22 protein-coding genes are annotated in these 25,864 nt (G+C 53.5%); 8 read left to right on the top strand and 14 right to left on the bottom strand.

Annotation, left to right across the window (positions count from 1 at the left end):
- Positions 1–123: 123 nt before the first annotated feature.
- The 4 genes from U869_RS0109725 to xseB all read right to left on the bottom strand — a co-directional run bounded on the left by U869_RS0109725 (position 124) and on the right by xseB (position 4,275).
- A complete protein-coding gene (locus U869_RS0109725) occupies positions 124–1,098 on the bottom strand; it encodes an aldo/keto reductase (protein WP_025120325.1) in 975 nt (324 codons plus the stop codon).
- Positions 1,099–1,219: 121 nt separating this feature from the next.
- Positions 1,220–3,082: a 1-deoxy-D-xylulose-5-phosphate synthase gene (gene dxs, locus U869_RS0109720; RefSeq protein ID WP_025120326.1), complete on the bottom strand. Its 1,863-nt coding sequence runs from the start codon at positions 3,080–3,082 to the stop codon at positions 1,220–1,222.
- 21 nt (positions 3,083–3,103) lie between these two features.
- On the bottom strand, positions 3,104–4,006 hold the full coding sequence (gene ispA / locus U869_RS0109715; protein ID WP_025120327.1) for a (2E,6E)-farnesyl diphosphate synthase: 903 nt from the start codon (positions 4,004–4,006) through the stop codon (positions 3,104–3,106).
- A 5-nt stretch (positions 4,007–4,011) separates the two neighbouring features.
- A complete protein-coding gene (gene xseB, locus U869_RS0109710) occupies positions 4,012–4,275 on the bottom strand; it encodes an exodeoxyribonuclease VII small subunit (protein ID WP_025120328.1) in 264 nt (87 codons plus the stop codon).
- A gap of 411 nt (positions 4,276–4,686) precedes the next feature.
- On the opposite strand from xseB, the gene thiI reads away from it, so the two are divergent.
- Together thiI and U869_RS0109695 are read left to right on the top strand one after the other, a co-directional pair.
- A complete protein-coding gene (gene thiI / locus U869_RS0109700) occupies positions 4,687–6,135 on the top strand; it encodes a tRNA uracil 4-sulfurtransferase ThiI (RefSeq protein WP_025120330.1) in 1,449 nt (482 codons plus the stop codon).
- A 162-nt stretch (positions 6,136–6,297) separates the two neighbouring features.
- Positions 6,298–7,089, top strand: coding sequence for a DUF4198 domain-containing protein (locus U869_RS0109695; protein WP_025120331.1), 792 nt, complete (start codon positions 6,298–6,300; stop codon positions 7,087–7,089).
- A 40-nt stretch (positions 7,090–7,129) separates the two neighbouring features.
- Here the strand turns inward: U869_RS0109695 and yajL are convergent, their stop codons facing one another.
- Both yajL and panE read right to left on the bottom strand, forming a co-directional pair.
- Entirely contained in the window at positions 7,130–7,720 is a 591-nt protein-coding gene (gene yajL, locus U869_RS0109690) for a protein deglycase YajL (RefSeq protein WP_025120332.1), read from the bottom strand.
- Positions 7,683–8,594 carry a 2-dehydropantoate 2-reductase gene (panE, locus tag U869_RS0109685; protein ID WP_025120333.1) on the bottom strand — a complete coding sequence of 304 codons (912 nt, stop codon included), beginning with the start codon at positions 8,592–8,594 and terminating at the stop codon, positions 7,683–7,685. The genes yajL and panE overlap by 38 nt, the downstream gene beginning before the upstream one ends.
- A 170-nt stretch (positions 8,595–8,764) precedes the next feature.
- On the opposite strand from panE, the gene U869_RS0109680 reads away from it, so the two are divergent.
- Entirely contained in the window at positions 8,765–9,256 is a 492-nt protein-coding gene (locus U869_RS0109680; RefSeq protein ID WP_025120334.1) for a YajQ family cyclic di-GMP-binding protein, read from the top strand.
- Between the two features lie 159 nt (positions 9,257–9,415).
- On the opposite strand, the gene U869_RS0109675 is transcribed toward U869_RS0109680, so the two are convergent.
- The 8 genes from U869_RS0109675 to U869_RS0109640 all read right to left on the bottom strand — a co-directional run bounded on the left by U869_RS0109675 (position 9,416) and on the right by U869_RS0109640 (position 18,339).
- Positions 9,416–10,780 carry an MFS transporter gene (locus U869_RS0109675; RefSeq protein WP_025120335.1) on the bottom strand — a complete coding sequence of 455 codons (1,365 nt, stop codon included), beginning with the start codon at positions 10,778–10,780 and terminating at the stop codon, positions 9,416–9,418.
- A gap of 204 nt (positions 10,781–10,984) precedes the next feature.
- Positions 10,985–11,875: a heme o synthase gene (cyoE, locus tag U869_RS0109670; RefSeq protein WP_021180177.1), complete on the bottom strand. Its 891-nt coding sequence runs from the start codon at positions 11,873–11,875 to the stop codon at positions 10,985–10,987.
- A 17-nt stretch (positions 11,876–11,892) separates the two neighbouring features.
- The gene (locus tag U869_RS0109665) at positions 11,893–12,231 is read right to left on the bottom strand and encodes a cytochrome o ubiquinol oxidase subunit IV (RefSeq protein WP_024483939.1); all 339 of its coding nucleotides are present in this window, start codon (positions 12,229–12,231) and stop codon (positions 11,893–11,895) included.
- Complete coding sequence (locus U869_RS0109660; protein ID WP_025120336.1) at positions 12,231–12,845, bottom strand: cytochrome o ubiquinol oxidase subunit III; 615 nt, start codon at positions 12,843–12,845, stop codon at positions 12,231–12,233. Before U869_RS0109660 ends, U869_RS0109665 begins: the two co-directional genes overlap by 1 nt.
- Entirely contained in the window at positions 12,835–14,826 is a 1,992-nt protein-coding gene (cyoB, locus tag U869_RS0109655; RefSeq protein WP_025120337.1) for a cytochrome o ubiquinol oxidase subunit I, read from the bottom strand. The genes U869_RS0109660 and cyoB overlap by 11 nt, the downstream gene beginning before the upstream one ends.
- Positions 14,827–14,830: 4 nt before the next feature.
- Positions 14,831–15,784 (bottom strand): cytochrome o ubiquinol oxidase subunit II, encoded by a 954-nt coding sequence (gene cyoA, locus U869_RS0109650; RefSeq protein WP_025120338.1) that lies wholly within the window; start codon positions 15,782–15,784, stop codon positions 14,831–14,833.
- Positions 15,785–16,228: 444 nt separating this feature from the next.
- Positions 16,229–17,707, bottom strand: coding sequence for a muropeptide MFS transporter AmpG (ampG, locus tag U869_RS0109645; protein WP_025120339.1), 1,479 nt, complete (start codon positions 17,705–17,707; stop codon positions 16,229–16,231).
- Positions 17,708–17,760: 53 nt separating this feature from the next.
- On the bottom strand, positions 17,761–18,339 hold the full coding sequence (locus tag U869_RS0109640) for a lipoprotein (protein ID WP_025120340.1): 579 nt from the start codon (positions 18,337–18,339) through the stop codon (positions 17,761–17,763).
- Between the two features lie 354 nt (positions 18,340–18,693).
- On the opposite strand from U869_RS0109640, the gene bolA reads away from it, so the two are divergent.
- From bolA to lon, 5 genes are all read left to right on the top strand, one after another.
- Positions 18,694–19,008, top strand: coding sequence for a transcriptional regulator BolA (gene bolA / locus U869_RS0109635; RefSeq protein WP_025120341.1), 315 nt, complete (start codon positions 18,694–18,696; stop codon positions 19,006–19,008).
- 363 nt (positions 19,009–19,371) lie between these two features.
- Positions 19,372–20,676: a trigger factor gene (tig, locus tag U869_RS0109630; RefSeq protein WP_025120342.1), complete on the top strand. Its 1,305-nt coding sequence runs from the start codon at positions 19,372–19,374 to the stop codon at positions 20,674–20,676.
- 420 nt (positions 20,677–21,096) lie between these two features.
- Positions 21,097–21,720: an ATP-dependent Clp endopeptidase proteolytic subunit ClpP gene (gene clpP / locus U869_RS0109625; protein WP_025120343.1), complete on the top strand. Its 624-nt coding sequence runs from the start codon at positions 21,097–21,099 to the stop codon at positions 21,718–21,720.
- 208 nt (positions 21,721–21,928) lie between these two features.
- Positions 21,929–23,200 carry an ATP-dependent protease ATP-binding subunit ClpX gene (gene clpX, locus U869_RS0109620; protein ID WP_025120344.1) on the top strand — a complete coding sequence of 424 codons (1,272 nt, stop codon included), beginning with the start codon at positions 21,929–21,931 and terminating at the stop codon, positions 23,198–23,200.
- A gap of 194 nt (positions 23,201–23,394) precedes the next feature.
- Entirely contained in the window at positions 23,395–25,749 is a 2,355-nt protein-coding gene (gene lon / locus U869_RS0109615; RefSeq protein ID WP_025120345.1) for an endopeptidase La, read from the top strand.
- Positions 25,750–25,864: the final 115 nt, after the last annotated feature.

Here is a 25,864-nt window from a genome sequence, read left to right as displayed (position 1 = left end):
GTCTTCTAACTTATTCTCAATTGGTTAGTAAAAGATGGCTCAGTTCCGGCCAGAGTTATCGGCCGAAACGTAAAAACCCGACCTCACCAGTCGGGTTTTTGCATTTTTGACTACGCGTTGCAGTTATTCAAAACCGACCACATGATGCGGCACATAGGCTGTTTCCAGTTCAGCAATCTCTTGTGATGTCAGCTCCAGATCAATGGCGGCAACGGCGTCGAGCAAGTGTTCGCTGCGTGAGGCACCAATAATCGGCGCAGTCACTACCGGTTTACTCAACAGCCATGCCAGGGCGACTTGTGCCCGTGAAACGCCACGTTGTTCCGCAATGGTGGCTACACGCTCGGCAATCAAGGCATCAACCCCTTCGGTCGCGTCATACAGGGTTTTACCATATTGGTCGCTGACCAGCCGCGCGGTGGTTTCCCCCCAAGGGCGTGTCAGCCTGCCACGCGCCAATGGACTCCAGGGAAGTACTGCAATCCCTTCTGCGGCGCATAGCGGATGCATTTCACGTTCTTCTTCACGTTGGATCAGGTTGTATTGATCCTGCATGCTGGCAAAGCGTGTCCAGCCGTGCAAATCGGCGGTATACAGCGCTTTGGCAAATTGCCAGGCATACATCGAAGAAGCGCCGATATAGCGCGCCTTGCCGGCTTTCACCACGTCATGCAGGGCTTCCAGCGTTTCTTCGATCGGAGTTTCATAATCCCAGCGGTGGATTTGCAGTAAATCGACGTAGTCGGTACCTAAGCGTTGCAGGCTGTCGTCGATCGACTGCATGACCTTCGGGCGTGACAGGCCACGCTCCAGATTGCTCATCTGGTTATAGACTTTGGTGGCAATCACCACCTCGTCGCGGCGTGCATAGTCGTGCAGCGCCCGGCCCACGATCTCCTCGCTGCTGCCATCGGAATAGTTGTTGGAGGTATCAAAGAAGTTGATACCCGCCTCCAGCGCCTGTTTGATCAGCGGACGGCTGCTCTCCTCCGGTAGCGTCCAGGCGTGGTTGCCACGTGAGGGCTCGCCATAGGTCATACAACCCAGACAGATACGGGAAATGTTTAAATCGGTGTTACCCAGTTTCAGATATTTCATGCCTCTCTCCTGTGTACCGTTTAAAAAGTCACTGTAGTGGAAAATGATGCAGAAATGATGGGTGTGGCGTTGGGGGATGAAAATGATCAGGGCGCACGCTGTGGCACGCCCCTACGCTAGATTATGCCAACCAGGTTTCGATCTGGCGTTGAATACCGGCCGCATCCAGGCCCAGATCGCTGCGGATCTCTTCCTGGCCGCCCTGTGGAATAAAGTAATCAGGCAGGCCAATATTCAGCACGGGAACGACTCGACGTTTAGCCATCAGCAGCTCGTTAACTCCGCTGCCAGCTCCGCCCATAATGGCGTTTTCTTCCAGCGTCACCAGCACTTCGTGGCTGGCGGCCATTTCCAGCACCAGCTGTTCGTCCAGCGGTTTGACAAAGCGCATGTCTACCAGCGTGGCATTCATCGCTTCGGCCACCTGAGCGGCTTCCGCCAGCAGGGTACCAAAGTTGAGGATAGCGGTTTTTTCCCCTTCGCGGCGCACGATGCCTTTACCTAACGGCAATGCGGCCAAAGGCTCCAGCGTTGCGCCCGTACCGTTACCCCGTGGGTAGCGTACCGCCGTTGGGCCATCGTTATGGTGATAACCGGTAAACAGCATCTGGCGGCATTCATTTTCATCGCTCGGCGTCATGATCACCATGTTGGGGATACAACGCAGGAATGAAATATCGAATGCGCCCTGGTGAGTCTGGCCGTCGGCCCCGACAATGCCGCCGCGATCGATGGCAAACATGACCGGCAGGTTCTGGATCGCCACGTCGTGGATCACCTGATCGTAGGCGCGCTGCAAGAAGGTGGAGTAGATTGCTACCACCGGCTTGTAACCGCCAATCGCCAACCCGGCGGCGAAAGTTACCGCATGCTGTTCGGCGATCGCCACATCGAAATATTGCTGCGGATAGTCACGTGAGAACTGCACCATACCGGAGCCTTCGCGCATGGCCGGAGTGATTGCCATCAACTGGCTGTCTTTGGCTGCCGTTTCACACAGCCATTCACCAAAGATTTTGGAATAGGTTGGCAGACCGCCAGCACTTTTTGGCAGAGTGCCGCTGGCAGGATCGAATTTGGGCACCGCATGGAAGCTGATCGGATCCTTTTCTGCCGGAGCATAGCCACGACCTTTCTTGGTCATGATATGCAGTAACTGTGGGCCTTTCAGGTCTCGCATGTTTCTCAGCGTGGCGGTTAATGCCTGCACGTCATGCCCATCTACCGGGCCAATGTAGTTAAAGCCAAGTTCTTCAAACAGCGTGCCAGGCACTACCATGCCTTTGAGGTGTTCTTCGGTACGCTTGATCAGCTCTTTGATCGGCGGCAGGCCGGAGAGCACCTTTTTACCGCCTTCGCGTAGCGTGGAGTAGAGCTTGCCAGACAGCAACTGCGCCAGATGATTATTTAACGCCCCGACATTTTCGGAGATCGACATTTCGTTATCATTCAGCACCACCAGCATATCCGGGGTGATGTCGCCAGCGTGGTTCATGGCTTCAAACGCCATACCAGCGGTGATGGCACCATCGCCAATCACGCAGACGGTGCGGCGGTTTTTGCCTTCACGCGCGGCGGCCACGGCCATGCCCAGACCCGCACTGATTGAGGTTGAAGAGTGGCCAACGGACAACACGTCATATTCGCTTTCGGCGCGCCACGGGAATGGATGCAGGCCGTTTTTCTGGCGAATGGTCGAGATGCGGTCACGCCGACCGGTCAGGATCTTGTGTGGATAAGCCTGATGGCCCACGTCCCAAACCAGGTGATCGAATGGGGTGTTGTAGACGTAATGCAGCGCCACCGTCAGCTCGACGGTACCCAGCCCTGACGCAAAGTGGCCGCTGGAGCGGCTGACGCTGTCCAGCAGATATTGCCGCAGTTCATCACACAACTTCGGCAGGCTTTCTTTTGGCAATGAACGGAGCTCTTCCGGGTTTTCCGCTAGGGCCAAGGTCGGGTATTTGGCTATATCAAGACTCATTCAGTACTCATATCAGAGGAGTTAATTGTCGCGTTCAATAATGAAGTTGGCTAACGCCCGCAATGGCGCCGTGTTATAAGATTGTGTCGCCAACAATTCTAATGCTGCCAAGGCTTCCTGATAGAGATCCCACGCCTTTAGCTTGGCGCTGTCAAGACCAAGTAGCGCCGGGTAGGTACTCTTGCCAAGCTGTTGGTCGGAACCTTGGCGTTTACCGATTTTTTCGGTTTCGCCCACGACGTCGAGAATATCGTCCTGTACCTGAAACGCCAGGCCAATGGCCGCGGCGTAACGATCAAGTTCAGGTAACGCCGCACGCCCCGGTTCACCAGCAGCCAATGCCCCCAGACGAACCGCAGCACGGATCAACGCGCCGGTTTTGTGACGATGGATCTGCTCTAACGCTTGCAGATCGATTTGCTTACCTTCGGCTTCCAGATCCAACGATTGACCACCGCACATACCGGCAACGCCGCTGGCTTTGGCCAGTTCGGAGATCATTGCCAGCCGATCTCGCAGCGCTACGTCGGGCATTTCGGCATCGGCCAGGATCGAGAAAGCCAGCGTTTGTAGAGCATCGCCCGCCAGAATGGCGTTGGCTTCACCAAATTTGATATGGCAGGTGGGTTGGCCACGGCGCAGGTCGTCGTCATCCATCGCCGGCAGATCGTCATGGATCAGCGAGTAGGCATGGATGCACTCCACCGCCGCCGCCGGGGCATCCAGATTATCCAGGCTCAGGCCAAACATCTGTCCGGTGGCATAAACCAGAAAAGGCCGTAGCCGTTTACCGCCCAGTAAGGCGCCGTGACGCATCGCCGAAACCATTTTGCCATCACTGAACGGCAGCGGAGCGATAAAACCAAGCAGTGCGCGATCGCTGCGCTGATGGAAGGCCTGTAACTGATCGTGGAACTCAGACATCGTAATTACTCAGCGTCCGGGGTAAAAGGGGCCAGTGCAGCATCGTCGTCATGGTCGTTGAGCAGGATCTGTACGCGCTGCTCCGCCTGTTGCAGTTTTTGTTGACCTTGGCGCGCCAACTGGACGCCGCGTTCAAATTCGTTGAGCGCATCTTCCAGCGGTAATTCACCGGATTCCAGACGGGTCACGATACTCTCAAGTTCACTCAGAGAGTTCTCAAAGCTGATGCTTTGCTCTTTATTGTCTGATTGTGCAGGTTTTTTCGCCATAATTTTCTTTTTACATCACCATGTGAACTGGGGTACCAGAGCCTATCCTAGCGGATCTTGATTAGCAAATCATGGCACTTCTATGTGGTTTTGTGCACGGCGCGCAGGCAGATAGTGATATACTTCGCGCCCAGATAAGATTGATAAAAGCTCGGTCAGCCCGCGATTTTATCAATCTTATCGCCATTGTATACCTAATAGCCTTGCAGTGGCAGCTAGCTGCAGCCGCCAATAAAGGTATCCCCTATGGATTTCAAGTTGCAGCTAGGCGACAAGCTTGCCCACCCCAGGAGCTTACTATTGTAAGTGACTGGGGTGGGCAAGTGCAGGTAACAACGCTGCAGCTTGAAAGACGACGGGGAGAGGTATTGATTTTTTACCCGTAACTTTCATCAGACTATAAAGACCGCCATGAAGTTTATCATTAAATTGTTCCCGGAAATCACCATCAAGAGTCAATCTGTGCGCTTGCGCTTCATTAAGATCCTGACTACCAACATTCGTAACGTCCTGAAGCAGTATGATGAAACGCTGGCGGTTGTCCGTCACTGGGATTTTATCGAGGTGCGAGCTAAAGACGAAGATCAGCGCCCGGTGATTGCCGATGCTCTGACGCGTATTCCCGGTATTCACCATATCCTGGAAGTAGAAGACCGCGCCTATACCGATGTCCACCATATCTTTGAGCAGACGCTGGAGACCTACCGCGAACAGCTGGAAGGCAAAACCTTCTGTGTGCGAGTGAAACGTCGTGGCAAGCATGAGTTCAGCTCACAGGATGTGGAACGTTACGTCGGTGGTGGTTTGAACCAGCATATTGAAAGCGCGCGCGTGAAGCTTTCACACCCTCAGGTTACGGTGAATCTGGAGATCGAAGACGACAAGCTGATGCTGGTCAAGGCGCGCCGCGAAGGGATTGGCGGCTACCCAATTGGCACCCAGGAAGACGTGTTGTCACTGATTTCCGGCGGTTTTGACTCCGGTGTTTCCAGCTATATGCTGATGCGCCGTGGCTGTCGTGTACACTATTGCTTCTTTAATCTGGGCGGTGCGGCGCACGAAATTGGCGTTAAGCAGGTTGCTTACTATCTGTGGAACCGTTTCGGTAGCTCACACAAAGTGCGTTTTATTGCCATCGACTTTGAGCCGGTGGTCGGTGAGATCCTGGAAAAGGTCGACGATGGCCAGATGGGCGTGGTGCTCAAGCGCATGATGGTGCGTGCCGCTTCTCAGGTGTCTGAACGCTATGGCGTGCAGGCTTTGGTAACCGGCGAAGCGCTGGGCCAGGTTTCGAGCCAGACCTTGACCAACCTGCGTCTGATCGATAACGCCTCCGATACCCTGATCCTGCGCCCGCTGATCTCACATGATAAAGAGCACATCATCAACGTGGCACGTGAAATCGGCACCGAAGATTTCGCCAAGACCATGCCGGAGTATTGCGGTGTGATCTCGAAAAGCCCGACGGTCAAAGCGATCAAGGCCAGGATCGAAGAGGAAGAAGGGCATTTTGACTTCGAGATCCTCGATCGCGTGGTGCGCGAAGCGCGTAACGTCGATATCCGTACCATTGCAGAAGAAGCACGTCAGCAGGTCGCGGAAGTAGAAACCGTGGCTGAATTCAGCGCTGACGAAGTGATCCTGGATATCCGCTCGGTGGATGAGCAGGAAGAGAAGCCGCTGCAACTGTCACAGGTAGAAGTTAAACCGTTGCCGTTCTACAAGTTAGGCACGCAGTTTGCCGATCTCGATCAGAGCAAAACCTATCTGCTGTACTGTGACCGTGGTGTGATGAGCCGGTTACAAGCGCTGTACCTGCTGGAGCAGGGCTACGCCAACGTCAAGGTTTACCGCCCGTAATCTGCTTTAAGGGTAGCAATGCCGCTGCTGTGGCGTTGCTATCCTTACCTCCTGTTTGCTCCTCTTTTTACCCTTTCCCTGCGAATAACTTTGACATAACGGCTTACTTTGGTTTATTTATTGTTACGTTATAACATATCAATAATCAGCAGGAGCACGTTTATGCAGTTAAAACCGTTGGCGCTAATACTACCCTGGTTGTTTATCAGCCCGTTACAGGCCCATTCTTTATGGGTTAATGCACTCCCCGCTACGGGCGGGCAGAGCATGATTGAGCTTGGTTACGGCGATGAATTCCCAACCGCAGAAACGATCCCTGAAGAGCGCCGGCACATTTTCGAGCCGGCACAGCTAATTGGGAAAAGTGGCGATCTGGTGCTGAAGCCGGGTAAAGAGAATTACCAGTTCGTGACGGAAAAACCGTTGGCCAAAGGCAGCTATGCCGCTATCGCTATCTATAAGCCTACCTATTGGTCGCAAAATAAAGCGGGATGGCAACAGCAGAGCAGGACGGAAATGCCCGACGCGCTGTACTGTGAGCGGGCCTCCATGTTCGGCAAAACCGTAGTGAATATTGATGGGGCGACGGAGACAGCGGTCATCAGCCAGCCGCAGGGGTTACAGCTGGAGATTATCCCCCTGGCCAACCCGGCCACCATCAAGCCAGGGCAGCCGCTGCCAATACAGGTCTTGTATGACGGCAAACCTCTGAAGAATGCCGATGTGACGGCAACGTTTGCCGGTTTTGGTGACCAACACGAGCACCACGGGCATACCCACAGCCATGCCAAAGCCTTTTTGAATCAGACCGACAGCAAGGGCAAAGTTAACGTTTATCCGTTGAAGGCGGGATATTGGGTCGTTGAGACCGAACACAAACTGCCTTATGTGGATAAGGCGAAGTGTGATGAGTCCGTATTACTGTCAACGCTGACCTTCACTATCAGCGAATAACAGTGTTATTCGGCAGGCCAATTGGCCTGCCAATACAGTTTCAGTCGCGGAAGTCGTACATGCCGGGGATGAGCACCAGTTGTGCTGCTATCTCCGCCGCCTTGGCCTTACCCAACAGCAAATCGATCAGCTTCAGGGCAAACTCCATCGAGGTGCCCGGCCCCTGACTGGTGAGCAGGTTGACGCGCGGATCGAACACCACCCGTCTTTCCATCCACTGCCCTTCAGGGATCTGATCTTTCAGGCTGGGGAAGCCGGTCATATTGCCGATCGGGAACAGCTTGTGATGCTGTAAGACCAGGGCCGGTGCCGCACAGATAGCGGCCACAATGTTACCTTGCAGATGCATCTGGCGGACTTTTTCTACCAGTAGCGGGCTATCGCGAAAGCACTCTGCGCCCTTGATACCGCCCGGTAAGACGATGGCGTCAAAATGCTCGTCAACAATTGCCACCAGGGGGGCGTCTGCCAGCAGCTTGACGCCACGAGAGCAGACAATGGTCAAATCGCCGTCACTGGCTACGCTGGCGGTCGTGACTTTGACTCCGGCACGAACCAGCAGATCGATGGCAGTAACTGCTTCGGTTTCTTCACTACCAGGTGCCAGGCAGACCAACGCCGTTGCGCTCATAGCTATTTTCCTTGCGTTTAATAATTTCAAACAGCCGGGTATTTTCTGGCAGGGGGATGCCGTGGCTACGCCCGCGACGCAGTAAATAACCGGTAATGTAGTCGATCTCGGTGTGCCGTTGGGCACGGATATCCTGCAACATTGAAGAAGTATTGTCCGCCGTCGATTGGATCACCTGCATCACATAGAACATCAGGCTTTCGCAGGAGGTGTGGTGACCTTCCATCTCCATCACGCTAGCCACTTCACTACAGATAAGCTCTATTTGCTCTGGGTAGCGTTGCAGATCGCCATTACGGCAGTCATATATCGCCGTTAGCGGGTTGATAACACAGTTGACCGCCAACTTGCGCCAACTGGCTGAAGCGATATTGTTATGCCAGGCAACGTCCGGCAGGGCCTGATGCAGTATCTCTGCCAGATGGCTGAGATGGGTGGCCTGCTGGGTTGTTGGGCCGATATGGGTAGTGCCGTTGGCGACGTGCACAATGGTGTTACCATCATGGCGTGCAGCATGCGTGGTGATGCCCTGTAGCACCGGCTGGCTGTGCGGCGGCAGCTCTTCTTGCGTTCCTATGCCGTTATGTAACAGTAAAATGGCACAGCGAGGGTTCAATTTAGGCAACAATGCCGTCACTGCGCCGGAAACCTGCCACGCTTTCAGCGTGACCAGCAGCAGTTCACTGTGCCGCAGGTGCTCGGGATCGTTGGTGGGCAAATTACGGTTAAATGATGTGCCATCGGGTTCAATGACGTTGACCGCACAAAATGGCTGGGGCACCCGTAACCATCCCTGTACATCGTGGCCCTGCTGATACAGCTTGGCAAGCCACAGTTGTCCGAGTGCACCGCAACCAAGAATGGTTATTTTCATTTTATCTCCCTGGTGTCCGGTAAGACCACTGATGGATCCTTTTGATTATAGGCTTTTCTATGGTTAAGCGTGTTGTTCAAGCGCATATCTGAATTTTGCCTGACAGCGCAAAGCGGGTATTATGCACGGCATCGAAAATCATAGAGCACCCATTCAGGAGGAAGAGAAGTATGCCATCTTTCGACATCGTTTCCGAAATTGATATGCAGGAAGTTCGTAACGCCGTTGAGAATGCCACCCGCGATCTCAGTACCCGTTGGGATTTCCGTAACGTCCCGGCCAGTTTTGAGCTGAACGAGAAAGACGAAAGCATTAAGGTCGCCAGCGAGTCTGACTTCCAGGTGCAGCAACTGCTGGATATCCTGCGTGAAAAACTGATGAAGCGCAGCATTGACGGCGGCGCTCTGGAGATCCCGGAAGAGCTGACCCACAGTGGGAAAACCTACAGTGTAGATGCCAAGCTCAAAAAAGGGATCGAAAGCTCAGTGGCGAAGAAAATCGTCAAGCTGATCAAAGACAGCAAGTTGAAGGTTCAGGCGCAGATCCAGGGTGATGAAATCCGCGTTACCGGTAAGGCACGCGACGATCTGCAAGGCGTGATGGCACTGATCCGCGGTGCCGATCTGGGGCAGCCGTTCCAGTTTAAAAACTTCCGCGATTAAGTTTTATAGCCCCTCACCCTAACCCTCTCCCACAGGGAGAGGGGACCGCCCGTGCCACAAGTTTAATTCCGTATTTAACCTCAACACCGTATCAGCCCCCTCTCCTTTTTGGGGAGAGGGTTGGGGTGAGGGGGAACATCAGACGATAAAGCCAAACCCTTATAGCGCGGCGATCAGGGCTTCCAGCTCACCGCGATTGGTCTGTTTGGTATCCACCTTCACGTAGGCGCTGCGTTCCTCGGGCACCACAATCGCTTCTGCAACACCCGGCTGAGCCAGCAAACGGCTTTGCAATGCCGAATCTTTTACCGCCAGTTCAGACAAGGTAATCCGCAGGCTGCTGACGTAAGGCGGCTCTTTCATGGTGCTGCTGACAACAAACCAGATTGCGGCAAGCACGGCACCGGCGATAAACACCAATCCTGCCCCCTGTAGCCCATACAACCAACCGCCTACACTACCGCCGATAGCCACGCCAATAAACTGGCTGGTGGAATAAACACCCATAGCGGTGCCTTTATAACCCGCAGGTGACTCCTTGCTGATCAGCGAGGGCAGAATGGCTTCCATGACGTTAAACGCCATAAAGAACAGCTGAACCCCGGCAATGATGCCCCACAGATGCAGGCCAGAGAACCACAGTACCACCTCGGCGCAAAACAGTACGGCTACGCAGCCCATAAAGACCTGCTTCATGCGGCGGTATTTTTCCGCATAAATGATGAACGGTACCACGGCAACGAAGGACACCAGCATGGTGACCAGATAGACTTTCCAGTGATCCGCCGCGGCTAACCCGGCTTTTTCCATTGCCAGCGGCAGGGCGACGAAGCTGGACATCAGCAAGACATGCAGACACAGGATGCCAAAGTTGAGTTTCAACAGCCGCGAATTGCTCAGCACCTTGCTGAAACTGCCCCGTACGATACTCGATTCGCGGTTCAGTACGTGTTGGTCGGCGGAAGGGACGACCAGCAAAGTGATGGCGATACCGGCGAGTGACAGCACGGCAATCATCCAGAACAGCGCATGCAGGCCGAAGGCATGAGTGACAATGGGCCCCACCACCATGGCGATAGCAAAGGTGATGCCGAAGCTGACGCCGATAAACGCCATTGCCTTGGTACGGTTCTGTTCGCGGGTTAAATCCGACAGTAGTGCCATGACCGCAGCGGCGATGGCTCCGGATCCCTGCAACGCCCGGCCAAGGATGATGCCCCAGATCGAGTCGCTCAAGGCTGCGATCACGCTGCCCAGGGCGAAGATTAACAGCCCACCGACGATCAGCGGCTTACGGCCAACGCGATCGGAGATCAGGCCGAAGGGGATCTGGAATACCGCCTGCGCCAGGCCATAAATACCGATAGCCAGGCCAATCAGCGCCTCACTGGCACCGTGTAGCGCCATGCCATAGGTGGTCAGTACCGGTAATACCATAAACATGCCGAGCATGCGCAGAGAGAAAACGGTACCCAAGCCCCAGGTCGCGCGACGTTCTTGGGGAGTCATAATATTGTCGTTCATGTAGACCTCGATAGAACCTATTCCAACGGGTTAAGCGGGGGGACTTAGCCAGTTGGAATAGCCTCGGCAAAGCTGCGTCATTCTAGTGTGTAGGGCAGGGGGGGGTAAATCGAATGTTGTTTAACAGATATTACAGTTGGCGTGATTTTCTGCGCAACAAAATAAAATGGGCCGCTAGGCGGCCCATTCGCAGATAACCGCAGTTTACCAAGCGTAGGTTAACAGGGTTTCTGGTGTAGCACTGGCGCTGAAATCGATAGACATCATTACGCTGAGTGAAGTAATGGCGACGATTGAGAACACAAACAGTTTGCGCGCCCAGACGCTGTCATTCTCCGCTTTGTAGCCGCGTAACGCCATGCCCAGCCACCAAACGCTCACCGCCGCTGCGACGATCAGGTATTTGTAGCCAGCATAACCACCCAGGGTCAACATCAGCGTGGCAATCATAAACGCCAGGATGTAGAGCGTGATGTGGTTTTTGGCCACGGAAATGCCTTTCACCACCGGCAGTACCGGAATATTGGCCGCCTGGTAATCTTTAAAGCGGAAGATGGCAATCGCATAGGAATGCGGCATCTGCCACAGGCTGAAGATAGCCAGCAGGATCAATGCACCAGCATCAAACTCGTTGGTCACCGCGCAATAGCCAATCACTGGCGGCGCGGCACCCGACAGGCTGCCGATCAGCGTGCCGTATACCGAGTGGCGTTTCATGTACAGGCTATAAACCCCGACATAAACCACGAAGCCCATCACCGCCAGCCACATGGCCAGCGGGTTGGCTGCGATATACAGCAGTGCAAAACCAGCAATACCCAGCAAGGTAGCGTAAACCAGGCTCACACTCGGCGCGATCAGGCCTTTTACCAGCACCCGGTTCTTCGTTCTCTCCATTTTCTTGTCGATGTCGCGGTCAATGTAGTTGTTAAATACACAGCCCGAGGCAACCACCAACGAGACTCCCAGCAGGGTGGCGAGAAACAGGGGATAGTCGATGCTCCCTTTGGAAGCGAGCAGGAATCCCCCGACGACAGAAATTAAATTACCGAAAATAATTCCTGGTTTAGTTACTTGCAGGTATTGCTTAATCATCACGTCCAGCTCTGCTCTTAATCGACCATCATATTGATGTTGAGGTTGTACATAATCCAGAGTGAACCCACAACAACGATACCGATGATCATAGCGGTGAACAGCAATGCCACCAGGTTCCAGCGCTCTTCCGATGAGGTGTTCATATGCAGGAAGTAAACCAGGTGAACGATCACCTGGATAACTGCCATGCCGACCACAACCGCCAGGATAGTGGAGTGAGAGGCGCTGCCGCTCATCACCATCGCAAATGGAATTACCGTCAGGATGACGGACAGGATAAAGCCGGTCAGATAGGACTTCACGCTACCGTGGCTTGCGCCGCCGTGAGAGGTATCATGGGATGAATGGCTCATTACATTACCCCCAGCAGGTAGACAACGGTAAATACGCAGATCCAGACCACGTCCAGGAAGTGCCAGAACAGGCTCAGACACATCAGACGGGTTTTATTGGTTGGGTTCAGGCCACGCTTGCTCACCTGTACCATCATGATGATGATCCAGATCAGACCGGTGGTCACGTGCAGACCGTGAGTACCGACCAGCGCAAAGAAACTGGAGAGGAACGCACTGCGGTCTGGGCCGTAACCTTCGGCGATCAGGTGATGGAATTCATAGATTTCCATCGCCACGAAGCCGACGCCGAACAGGAAGGTCAGGAACAGCCATTTGTTAACGCTGCTGACATTGCCTTTGTTCATGCCGATCATCGCCATACCGTAGGTGATGGAGCTGAACAGCAGCAGGAAAGTTTCGACCAGAACAAAATTCAGGTCGAAGATATCTTTCCCAGCGGGACCGCCAGCGGTCCCATTTACCAGTACTGCATAAGTTGCGAACAAGCTCGCAAACAAAATACAGTCACTCATCAGGTAGATCCAGAATCCGAAGACCTTGGTTTCTCCTGCGTCGTGGTGCCCATGCTCGGCATGGGCTGCGCTATGGTTGGTCAGAGTATCAGTTGACATGTTTCACGCCTGCTTTGCTGATTTGTTCATAGTGTTGGTTTTCAATGCGCTCGATCTCATCAACCTGCACATAGTAATCAACATCTTCATCGAAGCTCTTGACGATCCAGGTCACGATCATGCCAGCAAAGCCAGCGATCGCCATCCACCAGATATCCCAGATCATCGCGAAACCAAATACCAGGCTGAAGCCAGCAATAATCACACCGGCGCCGGTATTCTTCGGCATATGAATCGGCTCGTACTTCGCGGGTTTCTTATAAGCTTCGCCTTTTTCTTTCATGTCCCAGAAGGCATCACGGTCGTGAATTTCTGGTACTACGGCGAAGTTATAGAACGGAGGTGGTGAAGACGTTGACCACTCCAGCGTACGTGCACCCCATGGGTCACCGGTCAGATCTCGGTTTTGCTCGCGGTCACGGACACTGACGTAAACCTGAATCACCTGGCACAGGATACCGCAGGCAATCAGAGCTGCACCACCAGCCGCAACCAGCAGCAGTGGGTGGAACTCAGGGTTGATATTCTGGCTGATACGGCGAGTCATCCCCATGAAGCCCAATGCGTACAGCGGCATAAAGGCAACGAAGAAACCAATGATCCAGAACCAGAACGCACGGATACCCCAGGTCTCATTCAGGCGGAAGCCGAAGGATTTAGGGAACCAGTAGGTCAGGCCAGCGAAGCAACCGAACACCACACCACCGATAATCACGTTATGGAAGTGGGCAATCAGGAACAGGCTGTTGTGCAGCACGAAGTTGGCACCCGGTACCGCCAGCAGCACGCCGGTCATCCCACCGATGGAGAAGGTGATGATGAAGCCCACGGTCCACAGCATTGCGGAGTTAAGCTGAATACGGCCCTGGTACATGGTGAACAGCCAGTTGAAGATTTTCACCCCGGTCGGGATGGAAATGATCATGGTGGCGATACCGAAGAAGGCGTTGACGTTAGCGCCTGACCCCATGGTAAAGAAGTGGTGCAGCCAAACGATAAACGACAGGACGGTGATCGCAATGGTTGCCCATACCAGTGAGGTATAGCCGAACAGACGTTTCTTCGAGAAGGTGGCGGTGACTTCAGAGAACACCCCAAACACTGGCAGAACCAGGATATACACCTCTGGGTGACCCCAGGCCCAAATCAGGTTGATGTACATCATCATGTTGCCGCCCATATCATTGGTAAAGAAATGGGTGCCCAGATAGCGATCCAGGGTCAGCAACGCGACGGTGACGGTCAGAATTGGGAAGGAGACGATGATCAGCACGTTGGTACACAGCGCTGCCCAGGTAAATACTGGCATCTTCATCATCGGCATGCCAGGAGCACGCATCTTCAGAATGGTGGCGAAGAAGTTCACACCGGTCAACAGGGTACCCAGACCGGAAATCTGCAGACTCCAGATCCAGTAATCGACCCCGACACCCGGGCTGTATTCCTTACCCGATAGCGGTGGATACGCCAACCAGCCGGTCTGTGCGAATTCACCGACACCCAGCGAGATGTTGATCAATACCACGCCGACCACGAAGAACCAGAAGCTCAGGGAGTTCAGGAACGGGAAGGCGACGTCGCGCGCACCGATTTGCAGCGGTACTACCACGTTCATCAGACCTACCACGAAAGGCATTGCCATGAAGAAGATCATGATCACGCCGTGTGCGGTAAAGATCTGGTCGTAGTGGTGCGGCGGCAGGAATCCGGCCTCACCGGCAGACGCGAGCGCCTGCTGGCTACGCATCATGATGGCATCAGCAAAACCACGCAGCAGCATAACCATAGCCACGATGATGTACATGATACCGATTTTTTTATGGTCGACCGAAGTCAGCCATTCGCTCCACAGCCACTTCCATTTGCCGAAATACGTGATCAGCGCCAGCAGTGCCAGCCCGCCAACGATAATTGCAGCAACGGTGACCATGATGATCGGTTCATGCAACGGAACCGCATCAAGTGTTAATTTTCCCAACATCAGATTATTCCTCGGCTCCGGCGTGAGCATGTTCACTCATGTCCATACCCTGGCTCATGTCCATGCCCTGGTGCGCGGAAGCTTCTGCGCCTTTGTGCATGTGCATATCACCCATGAATTTGCCAATAGTCTCTTTGAACAAATTCGGTTTGACACTGGAGAAGTACTCGACCGGGTTGTTTTCACTCGGCTCTGCCAGTTTGTTAAAATCGCTGGTGGCGTTAAGGGTATTAGACGATTCTTTCACCTTGGCTACCCACTGATCGAAGTCGCCTTCGGTCGGGGTGACAATGGCGGTGAATTTCATGCCGGAGAACCCGCGGCCACTGAAGCTGCTGGAAATACCGTCGTATTTGCCTGCTTCGTTGCCGATCAGGTGCAGTTTGGTCTGCATCCCGGCCATCGCATAAATCTGCCCACCTAACTGAGGAATAAAGAACGAGTTCATTACCGAGTTAGAGGTGACTTTAAATTCGACTGGAACATCTTTCGGGAAAGCCAGCTCATTAACGGTCGCGATACCTTGCTCTGGATAGATGAACAGCCATTTCCAGTCTAACGATACCACTTCGATGGTCATTGGCTTTTTGTCGGTGACAATTGGCTTGAATGGATCCAGCGCGTGGGTCGTTTTCCAGGTTATGGTGCCAAGGATGGCGATGATAATGATTGGAATGGTCCAGACGACCGCTTCAATCTTGTTGGAGTGTGACCAGTTCGGACTGTACTTGGCGGCTTTGTTGGAAGCACGGTACTTCCAGGCAAACGTGAACGCCATGAAGATCACTGGCACCACGACAATCAGCATCAAGCCGATTGCTGTGAGGATCAGTCTTCGCTGCTCAACACCTATTGCTCCTTTGGGATCCATCAAAACCATATCGCAACCGCTTAGCATTACGGTGGCGACAATTAAGGACAACATCCCAATACTTTTATTGTATTTCTTAAGTCTCATCTAACGACCCCAATTACCAAGGCTCTATATTGTCGTTTCATGTGTGCGGGCATTTTACGGGAAGGTTGCAGTACTGTAAACATACTTAAGAGAGTGTCAGCGGCTTGTTGACACTTTCTGTTAAGGGGGTCACACATGTAACGTTAGGTGACAATTTACTAATGGCAACAACGTGTTGGCGAGCTGAATCGTTCCGTGAGGGTGCTATGTGTTGGAAAAGCAAGGGTATCTCAGGATATCCCGTCGGCGCTGGCGACCAGTGAATAGGCGCAAAAAGGTTTATTTAATGTAAAATTTTTGTTTTATAGAGGTGAATTAAATTCTATTTCCGAGTGTTTTACTCGGGTAAAAAAATAACTTGAGCGGAAATATTAAATTTTTAACGAAATAAATTCGTTTTTCTGATGCTTTTTTGTTGGCCGAATTTTATCGGCCGACAAAAAATCAGGCTAATTGTGTTCGGCGCAACGCCAGGTAGTCCAGCAGGCTACCCATGATAATCCCCACCAGGCTCAGCATGGCACCGGTTTGCAGCAGTTGCACGGCGAGGTTGGGCCAGTCGGTCCAATCCAGTGCGTTAGCGATCAGCAGCAGTAGCCAGATGCCTAGCAGCGAGCAACCGACGCCCAACAGACGCAGCGCCCAGCGATAGGCGGCACGGAACTCGGTGCGTGGCATAAAGTTGTCGGTGCGTTGCGTATATTCCAGCGTCTGGCGGCAAATCAACAGCAGTAACAGGCCGGGAACGGCCGCCGCGATGGAGAACAGATAGAACAGTGGCCAGCCATGAGCGGTCACAAACCAGCCAGCAATCGGCCCCACGTAAACACGACCCACGGCGGAGAGCGCCGAGAGCAGGGCAAACTGGGTGGCCGAGAAGGATTTGTTACACAAGGTCATCAGCAAGGCGACAAAGGCTGCGGTGCCCATGCCGCCGCACAGGTTTTCCAGGAAAATGGCGCTGCCCATGGTGAGAATGTTTTTATCGGTGATCGCCAGCAACCAGTAACCGATGTTGGATACTGCCTGCAAAATCCCGAACAGCATCAGCGCCCGGAACAGGCTGAGACGTTGCATCAATACACCGCCGAACAGCGCCCCGACGATGGTAGCAAACAGGCCGAGCGTTTTATTCACCAGGCCGACTTCACCGGCATCAAAGCCGACGCCGCGGATCAAAAAGGTGGTGCTCAGGCTACCGGCAAAGGCATCACCCATTTTATACATCACGATCAACAGCAGGATCAGCCAGGCATTGTTGCGGGCGAAGAAGTCACGCAGCGGTGCTACAACCGCCAGTTCCAGAGTGCGTGGCGCAGGAATGCTATCGTCCGGTTCCGGTGCCATCAGCGTAGCGGCCACGCCAATCAGCATCAGCGCGGCCATTAGCCAGTAAGTCGCCTGCCAGCCGAAGTAGCGATCGGCCAACCACAGGGCCAGGCCGCCGGAAACCAGCATAGCCAGGCGATAACCCAGCACCGAAACCGCAGCCCCGGCACCGCGCTCTTCGGCAGACAGCAGATCGGTTTTGTAGGCGTCAAACACAATATCCTGTGAGGCGGAACAGAACGCCACCATCACCGCCAGCGCGGCCAGCCACCACAGATGCTGAGACGGATTCATGAACCCCATCGCCACAATGGCGACCACCAGCAGCAATTGGCTAATTAGCAACCAGCCACGCCGCCGCCCCAGGAACGGGGGAGTATAGCGATCCATAAACGGCGACCAGAGGAACTTGAACACGTAGGCCTGACCCACCAGCGAGAAGATGCCGATGGTTTTCAGATCGAGGCCTTCGACGGTCATCCAGGCCTGTAGCGTACCGGAGGTCAAGGCCAGAGGCAGCCCCGAGGCAAAGCCCAAGACCAATAGGATGACGGAGTTACGCTGGGTGAAGATATTCAGATACTGTTTCGACATGAGATCCCGAACTGCGCTGCCCGGTGGCCCGAGCAGCGCCAGATATTGCCAGATTAACGCGCGTTTTGTTTGATAAACTCGTTGACGCTGGTGTCTTGCGCCATATCGGCGATGACGTCACCCAGCACGGTGTTGACCGCATCGGTGATTTTTTCGTTGTTGGCGGTGAAGGCACCCTGCACGTTATAGGTTGAACGGTAGTTTTTCACCTGCTTGTTGCCGTTCTTCGCCTGGGCGATGATCGAAATATCCGCTTTAGTGGTGATGTTGTAGCGCAGGTTGCCTTGGGAAACGTCGGCAAACAGCGTGTTCACGACGATCTGCAAATCAACCGCACCTGCTGGCCCAATCATGTAGCCACGTGCGCCCATTTGCTTTTCCAGCACTTCTTGCAGCAGGAAGCGCAGATCGCGCGATGGGGTCAGGGTGATCAACTGGCCGTCACGGTTCACTTTAGCCAGCGCCTGGTCTGGACGTTGGTCGGCACCGTTAATGCTGATGGTGATCCCTTGCAGGGAAGGATCCTGCTGCGGCAGCACGATCTTCGGGGTGACGTTCAACGTATTGGTGCTGGTCGCACAGCCAGCCAACAACAGGACAGCCAGCAGTGGAAGACAAAGTTTTTTTAACATTATTACTGTCTCATCAATCGTGGTTTTTATACCCGGAGCTGTTCAAACCCGCGGGCAGGGTTGTGGGTGCTTGATAATCAAAGCGCTAGAGTCAACGATAAATTGCCGCCATCATAGCATTGCCAACAACAGGGGGAAGTGTTGAAGGTGGCCATGACGTAAATTTTTCCTCAACCAGGATAAAAACAGGCTTTTTCGCTCACCTCAATCGGATAAACCTCAACTCAGCTGCTTTTATTGCTGTTTTTTCCAGCAATGCGCGGCGGGATTTACGATAGCGATGTTCTGATGAGGGCAAAACCGACTAATATTAAAGTAGAACCTGGTAGCCTGCCGGTGTTGTAAGGAGATCCTATGATCCGCGAGCAAATAGAAGCAAAGTTAAGGGCGGCATTTGAGCCCGCGTATCTGGAAGTGACTGATGAAAGCTATCGGCATAACGTTCCCGCGGGGTCAGAAAGTCATTTCAAGGTGGTGTTGGTCAGCGATCGCTTTGTAGGCGAACGCTTTCTGACCCGCCATCGCTCCATTTATGGCGTGTTGGCACAGGAGCTGGAAGATGGCGTGCACGCGCTGGCGTTACACACCTATACCCTGAAGGAATGGGAAGGGCTACAGGATACGGTTCCTGCTTCGCCACCCTGTCGTGGAGCTGGCACACTGGCCTGAACCTTAAAATTTACGGTATCAGTGGAACTTTTACCCGCATTTAGGGTATTACTACTGACGAATTTTGCAACGGCCTGCGGGCCGTTGCTGTTTTTGACGACGACAGAGCCAAAGGCTTTTGCCGCTCTGATGGCCAAGGCAAACAGGTATTTGGGCGGAAAATCGACAAAAGTGTGATTTTTAACGCGCCAGTGCCGCCTTGCCATCCTCGACTAGCTACGCTTGCGCCGCTATAATGTCGCGTCTATTTTTCCGGAATGGTTTCGGAACGCTCTCGACATCAGGGAACTCGGTTTTTAATTTAGCCGTCCTGGTTCTTGGAACGGAGTTGACCGAGCACTGTGATTTTTTTGAGGTAACAAGATGCAAGTTTCAGTAGAAACCACTCAAGGCCTTGGGCGCCGTCTCTCTATTACTGTACCCGCTGATGTTATCAATCAGGCAGTAAAGAAAGAGCTGATCAACGCAGCTAAAAGCGTACGTATCGACGGTTTCCGTAAAGGCAAAGTGCCGATGAACATCGTTGAACAGCGTTATGGCGCTTCTGTTCGTCAGGACGTGCTGGGCGATCTGATGCAGCGCAACTTTGTTGATGCGATCATCAAAGAGAAAATTAACCCGGCCGGCGCACCAAACTACGTGCCGGGCGAGTATAAAGAAGGCGAAGATTTCGCTTTCACCGTTGAATTTGAAGTCTACCCAGAAGTTGAGCTGAAAGGCCTGGAAAGCATCGAAGTTGAAAAACCGGTGGTTGAAGTTAACGACGCCGATGTTGATACCATGCTGGAAACTCTGCGCAAGCAGCAGGCGACCTGGAAAGACAAAGACGGCGCAGTCACCGCAGAAGACCGCGTGACCGTTGACTTCTCCGGCTCTATCGACGGTGAAGAGTTTGAAGGCGGCAAAGCCGCTGATTTCGTTCTGGCTATGGGCCAGGGCCGCATGATCCCAGGCTTCGAAGAAGGTCTGATCGGTCATAAAGCCGGTGAAGAATTCACCATCGACGTCAACTTCCCAGAAGATTACCACGCAGAAAACCTGAAAGGGAAAGCTGCCAAGTTCGCTATCGTGCTGAAGAAAGTTGAAGAGCGCGAGCTGCCAGAACTGACCGAAGAATTCATCAAGCGTTTCGGCGTGGCTGATGGTTCTATCGCCGGTCTGCGTACCGAAGTGCGTAAAAACATGGAGCGCGAACTGAAAGGCGCCGTGCGTAACCGCATCAAGACTCAGGCAATCGACGGTCTGGTCAACGCTAATGACATCGACGTGCCAGCGGCACTGATCGACGGCGAAGTCGACGTTCTGCGTCGTCAGGCTGCACAGCGTTTCGGTGGCAACGAGAAGCAAGCGTTGGAACTGCCTCGCGAACTGTTCGAAGAGCAAGCCAAACGCCGCGTTGTGGTCGGTCTGCTGTTGGGCGAAGTGATCAGCACCAACGATCTGAAAGCCGATGAAGAGCGCGTCAAGACCCTGATCGAAGAAATGGCTTCCGCCTACGAAGATCCGAGCGAAGTGGTTGAGTTCTACAGCAAAAACAAAGAGCTGATGAACAACATGCGTAACGTTGCTCTGGAAGAACAAGCGGTAGAAGCTCTGCTGGCGAAAGCGAAAGTGACTGAAAAAGCCACTACCTTCAGCGAGCTGATGAACCAGACTCAACAAGCGTAATGCTGGTTGACGCCAGGAGCGACCTGCTGACAGGTCCATTGCGCTAGCAGGGAGTTCCTTACAAGGCCCGTAACTTTGGTTACGGGCTTTTCTTTTGCCACGTGACTGATTAATCTCGGCTTAACTGTGGCAATATGCACTATATTTATTGGGTCATGGGTAAATGATGGCAGCGGAAGGTCAGTGGTTGTGACCTTGCTGCGATACAGGGATGTTGGTGATAATTGTTCACCGGGCTTGAAATTCGCTCTGTGACCCCCAATTCCTACAACAGTATGGGCTGCTTGATCCGCCTGGCGGAATGATAGCGCCGTCAAATCAGTGTGGAGCCTGTCGGTGGCTTGAACGTAGTCATAATGGCCGTTCTCAAGTAGAATCGACAGACAATGGCGCCAAGGCAATTTCTATTAGGAGACGGTAATGTCATACAGTGGCGAACGAGATCAATTTGCACCCAACATGGCACTGGTGCCGATGGTGGTAGAGCAGACTTCGCGCGGGGAGCGTTCTTACGATATTTATTCCCGCCTGCTGAAAGAGCGCATTATCTTCCTGACCGGCCAGGTTGAAGATCATATGGCTAATCTGATCGTGGCGCAGATGTTGTTCCTCGAAGCAGAAAGCCCAGAAAAAGACATCTTCCTCTATATCAACTCACCGGGCGGCGTGATCACGGCTGGCATGTCAATTTATGACACCATGCAGTTTATCAAGCCGGACGTTAGCACCATCTGTATGGGGCAGGCGTGTTCCATGGGGTCGTTCCTGCTGACGGCAGGCACCAAGGGCAAGCGTTTCTGCCTGCCAAACTCCAGAGTGATGATCCACCAGCCGCTGGGCGGCTACCAGGGCCAGGCAACGGATATTGAAATCCATGCGCGTGAAATCCTCAAGGTGAAGGCACGCATGAATGAGTTGATGGCGCTGCATACAGGCCAATCGCTGGAGCAGATCGAACGTGATACCGAACGTGACCGCTTCATGACAGCGGAAGACGCGGTAGAATACGGTCTGGTCGACAGTATTCTGACGCATCGCAGCTAGCACGATGCCCGATAAATTTCAGGCTGCATGGCAAAACCGGCAGCCTGAAAGGTTACGGGTACAGCGCGGCTTGCGGGCCGATAGGCTATAGTATTCAGAGCGGGCCTGGCTCGCTGTAAACAGCGTTATCGGCGTTCCCGGTATAAAGTTTGGGCGCATTGTCGCTGCATGATTGTGCGGGACAAAGACAAAAGAAGAGGTTTGACTCATGACAGATAAGCGCAAAGACGGTTCAGGAAAGCTGCTGTACTGCTCTTTCTGCGGCAAAAGCCAGCATGAAGTGCGGAAGCTGATTGCCGGTCCGTCAGTGTATATCTGCGATGAATGTGTTGATCTGTGTAACGACATTATTCGCGAAGAGATTAAAGAGGTTGCGCCGCATCGCGAGCGTAGCTCATTGCCGACACCGCACGAAATTCGCCACCACCTGGACGATTATGTTATCGGTCAGGAGCAGGCGAAAAAAGTTCTGGCCGTGGCGGTATACAACCACTACAAACGCCTGCGTAACGGCGATACCAGCAATGGCATCGAACTGGGCAAAAGCAACATTTTGCTGATCGGCCCAACCGGTAGCGGCAAAACCTTGCTGGCAGAAACGCTGGCACGTTTCCTGGATGTACCTTTCACCATGGCCGATGCCACCACGCTGACCGAAGCCGGTTACGTGGGTGAAGACGTGGAAAACATCATCCAGAAACTGTTGCAGAAATGCGACTACGACGTGCAGAAAGCCCAGCGCGGCATCGTCTATATCGATGAAATTGACAAGATTTCACGTAAGTCAGACAACCCGTCTATCACCCGTGACGTTTCGGGCGAAGGCGTGCAGCAAGCGTTGCTGAAGCTGATCGAAGGCACGATTGCGGCGGTACCACCACAGGGCGGGCGTAAGCATCCGCAGCAGGAATTCCTGCAGGTGGACACCTCCAAGATCCTGTTTATCTGTGGCGGCGCGTTTGCCGGCCTGGATAAAGTGATCGGCCAGCGCGTGAACACCGGTTCCGGTATCGGTTTTGGTGCCACGGTGAAGGGCGAATCTGAAAAAGCCACCGAAGGCGAACTGCTGTTGCAGGCAGAGCCGGAAGACTTGATCAAATTCGGTCTGATCCCGGAATTCATCGGTCGTCTGCCGGTGGTTGCCACCCTCAGCGAGCTGAGTGAAGATGCGCTGATCCAGATCCTCAAAGAGCCGAAAAACGCCCTGACCAAGCAGTATCAGGCGTTGTTCAATCTGGAAGGGGTCGATCTGGAGTTCCGTGAGGAAGCGCTGACCGCCATTGCCAAGAAGGCCATGACGCGTAAGACCGGTGCCCGTGGCCTGCGTTCGATTGTCGAAGGTGCGCTGCTGGATACCATGTACGATCTGCCGTCACTGGATAGCGTAGATAAAGTGGTGATCGATGAATCGGTGATCGCTGGCCAATCCAAGCCGTTACTGATTTACGGTAAACCGGAAGCGCAGGCTTCTGGCGAATAATTAGCCAGCCAAACCAGAAAGTTAATCGTAAAAGGGGGATTTTATCCCCCTTTTCTTTTTCTCTACATTGTTACCGTTGAATGTAAGAGATTCATCCCCATATACTCATAATCCAGATTTTGTGAAACGTTTGATGCTTGCGTCTCATGAGATCCCCCTAAATCCTGGCGGAAATTAAACTAAGAGAGAGCTCTATGAACCCTGAGCGTTCCGAACGCATTGAAATCCCCGTCTTGCCATTGCGCGACGTGGTGGTTTATCCGCACATGGTGATCCCGTTGTTTGTTGGCCGGGAAAAATCGATTCGGTGCCTCGAAGCCGCAATGGATCACGATAAAAAGATCATGCTGGTGGCGCAGAAAGAGGCCTCGACGGATGAACCTGGCATTAACGATCTGTTCTCGGTCGGTACCGTAGCGTCGATTTTACAGATGCTGAAACTGCCGGACGGCACGGTCAAGGTGCTGGTCGAAGGTTTGCAGCGTGCGCGTATTACCACGCTCTCCGACAGCGGTGAACACTTCGCAGCGAAGGCTGAATACCTTGAGTCACCGGCCATCGACGAGCGTGAGCAGGAAGTCCTGGTGCGCACGGCGATCAATCAGTTTGAAGGCTACATCAAGCTGAACAAAAAAATTCCACCGGAGGTGCTGACGTCTTTAAACAGCATCGACGACGCTGCGCGCCTGGCGGATACCATCGCCGCGCATATGCCGCTGAAGCTCAGCGACAAGCAGTCGGTGCTGGAGATGTTCGATATCACCGAGCGTCTTGAGTACCTGATGGCGATGATGGAGTCGGAAATCGACCTGTTGCAGGTTGAGAAACGCATCCGTAACCGCGTCAAGAAACAGATGGAAAAGAGCCAGCGCGAGTACTATCTGAATGAGCAGATGAAGGCGATTCAGAAAGAACTGGGCGAGATGGACGACACGCCGGATGAACACGAGGCGTTGAAGCGCAAGATCGAAGCGGCCGAGATGCCGAAAGAAGCGCGCGAGAAAACCGAAGCGGAACTGCAAAAGCTGAAAATGATGTCGCCAATGTCTGCGGAAGCGACCGTGGTGCGTGGTTACATCGATTGGATGATTCAGGTGCCGTGGAATGCACGCAGCAAGGTGAAGAAAGACCTGCTCAAGGCGCAGGAAGTGCTCGATACCGATCACTACGGCCTGGAACGCGTCAAAGACCGTATCCTTGAGTATCTTGCCGTGCAAAGTCGTGTCAGCAAAATCAAGGGCCCAATCCTGTGTCTGGTAGGGCCTCCTGGCGTGGGTAAAACCTCGTTGGGGCAGTCGATCGCTCGTGCGACCGGCCGCCAGTATGTCCGTATGGCGCTGGGCGGCGTACGTGACGAAGCGGAAATTCGCGGTCACCGCCGGACTTACATCGGTTCCATGCCGGGTAAACTGATCCAGAAAATGGCCAAGGTCGGGGTGAAAAACCCGCTGTTCCTGCTCGACGAGATCGACAAGATGTCATCCGACATGCGTGGCGATCCGGCTTCCGCTCTGCTGGAAGTGCTGGATCCGGAACAGAACGTGGCGTTTAACGATCACTATCTGGAAGTAGATTACGATCTGTCCGACGTGATGTTCGTGGCGACCTCGAACTCGATGAACATCCCGGCTCCGTTGCTGGACCGTATGGAAGTGATCCGTCTTTCCGGCTATACCGAAGACGAAAAGCTGAACATCGCCAAACAGCACCTGTTGCCAAAGCAGCTTGAACGCAACGCGTTGAAGAAAGGCGAACTGACGGTCGATGACAGCGCCATTATCGGCATTATCCGCTATTACACCCGTGAAGCCGGGGTGCGTAGCCTGGAGCGTGAAATCTCCAAGCTGTGCCGTAAAGCGGTCAAGTCACTGTTGATGGACAAGAAGCTCAAACACATCGAGATCAACGGTGAAAACCTCAAGGACTTCCTGGGCGTTCAGCGTGTTGATTATGGTCGTGCAGACACCGAAAACCGCGTAGGCCAGGTTACCGGCCTGGCGTGGACGGAAGTGGGTGGCGATCTGCTGACTATTGAAACCGCCTGCGTGCCGGGCAAAGGCAAGCTGACCTACACCGGTTCTTTGGGTGAAGTGATGCAGGAGTCGATCCAGGCTGCGTTGACCGTGGTTCGTGCGCGTGCAGAGAAATTGGGCATCAATGCCGATTTCTATGAAAAACGCGATATCCACGTCCACGTGCCAGAAGGGGCGACGCCGAAAGACGGCCCGAGTGCGGGTATTGCCATGTGTACCGCGCTGGTTTCCTGCCTGACAGGCAACCCGGTGCGTGCCGATGTGGCGATGACCGGTGAAATCACCTTGCGTGGTCATGTATTGCCGATTGGTGGCTTGAAAGAGAAGCTGCTGGCGGCGCACCGTGGTGGTATCAAAACCGTGCTGATCCCTTACGAGAACAAGCGCGATTTGGAAGAGATCCCGGACAATGTGATTGCCGATCTGGAGATCCATCCGGTACAGCGAATCGATGAAGTTTTGAACATTGCTTTGGTCAATCCGGCCTTCGGCGCACAGCCGGTAGCGGTAAAATAGTGACCTATAGCAAAAACCATTGATAAAACTCATGCTGGCAAGCCAATTCGGACTTGCCAGTATTTTTTTGTGCCGCTAAGTTAGATCCCTGTCGGCTCACGTTTCGCCGCCGTTT

The organism is Serratia sp. H1w (assembly GCF_000633355.1).
Taxonomy (GTDB): domain Bacteria; phylum Pseudomonadota; class Gammaproteobacteria; order Enterobacterales; family Enterobacteriaceae; genus Chania.
Note: the sequence above shows the minus strand (reverse complement) of the source record. Positions and strands in the feature narration are given on the sequence as shown.

Coding starts and splice junctions, on each gene's coding strand:
- U869_RS0109665 (WP_024483939.1), bottom strand. CDS start 12,231: ATGAGCCATTCATCCCATGATACCTCTCACGGCGGCGCAAGCCACGGT.
- cyoB (WP_025120337.1), bottom strand. CDS start 14,826: ATGTTGGGAAAATTAACACTTGATGCGGTTCCGTTGCATGAACCGATC.
- ispA (WP_025120327.1), bottom strand. CDS start 4,006: ATGTCTGAGTTCCACGATCAGTTACAGGCCTTCCATCAGCGCAGCGAT.
- U869_RS0109675 (WP_025120335.1), bottom strand. CDS start 10,780: ATGAACGACAATATTATGACTCCCCAAGAACGTCGCGCGACCTGGGGC.
- U869_RS0109695 (WP_025120331.1), top strand. CDS start 6,298: ATGCAGTTAAAACCGTTGGCGCTAATACTACCCTGGTTGTTTATCAGC.
- xseB (WP_025120328.1), bottom strand. CDS start 4,275: ATGGCGAAAAAACCTGCACAATCAGACAATAAAGAGCAAAGCATCAGC.
- ampG (WP_025120339.1), bottom strand. CDS start 17,707: ATGTCGAAACAGTATCTGAATATCTTCACCCAGCGTAACTCCGTCATC.
- yajL (WP_025120332.1), bottom strand. CDS start 7,720: ATGAGCGCAACGGCGTTGGTCTGCCTGGCACCTGGTAGTGAAGAAACC.
- U869_RS0109660 (WP_025120336.1), bottom strand. CDS start 12,845: ATGTCAACTGATACTCTGACCAACCATAGCGCAGCCCATGCCGAGCAT.
- dxs (WP_025120326.1), bottom strand. CDS start 3,082: ATGAGTCTTGATATAGCCAAATACCCGACCTTGGCCCTAGCGGAAAAC.
- lon (WP_025120345.1), top strand. CDS start 23,395: ATGAACCCTGAGCGTTCCGAACGCATTGAAATCCCCGTCTTGCCATTG.
- tig (WP_025120342.1), top strand. CDS start 19,372: ATGCAAGTTTCAGTAGAAACCACTCAAGGCCTTGGGCGCCGTCTCTCT.
- U869_RS0109725 (WP_025120325.1), bottom strand. CDS start 1,098: ATGAAATATCTGAAACTGGGTAACACCGATTTAAACATTTCCCGTATC.
- thiI (WP_025120330.1), top strand. CDS start 4,687: ATGAAGTTTATCATTAAATTGTTCCCGGAAATCACCATCAAGAGTCAA.
- U869_RS0109680 (WP_025120334.1), top strand. CDS start 8,765: ATGCCATCTTTCGACATCGTTTCCGAAATTGATATGCAGGAAGTTCGT.
- panE (WP_025120333.1), bottom strand. CDS start 8,594: ATGAAAATAACCATTCTTGGTTGCGGTGCACTCGGACAACTGTGGCTT.
- bolA (WP_025120341.1), top strand. CDS start 18,694: ATGATCCGCGAGCAAATAGAAGCAAAGTTAAGGGCGGCATTTGAGCCC.
- clpP (WP_025120343.1), top strand. CDS start 21,097: ATGTCATACAGTGGCGAACGAGATCAATTTGCACCCAACATGGCACTG.
- U869_RS0109640 (WP_025120340.1), bottom strand. CDS start 18,339: ATGTTAAAAAAACTTTGTCTTCCACTGCTGGCTGTCCTGTTGTTGGCT.
- clpX (WP_025120344.1), top strand. CDS start 21,929: ATGACAGATAAGCGCAAAGACGGTTCAGGAAAGCTGCTGTACTGCTCT.
- cyoE (WP_021180177.1), bottom strand. CDS start 11,875: ATGATTAAGCAATACCTGCAAGTAACTAAACCAGGAATTATTTTCGGT.
- cyoA (WP_025120338.1), bottom strand. CDS start 15,784: ATGAGACTTAAGAAATACAATAAAAGTATTGGGATGTTGTCCTTAATT.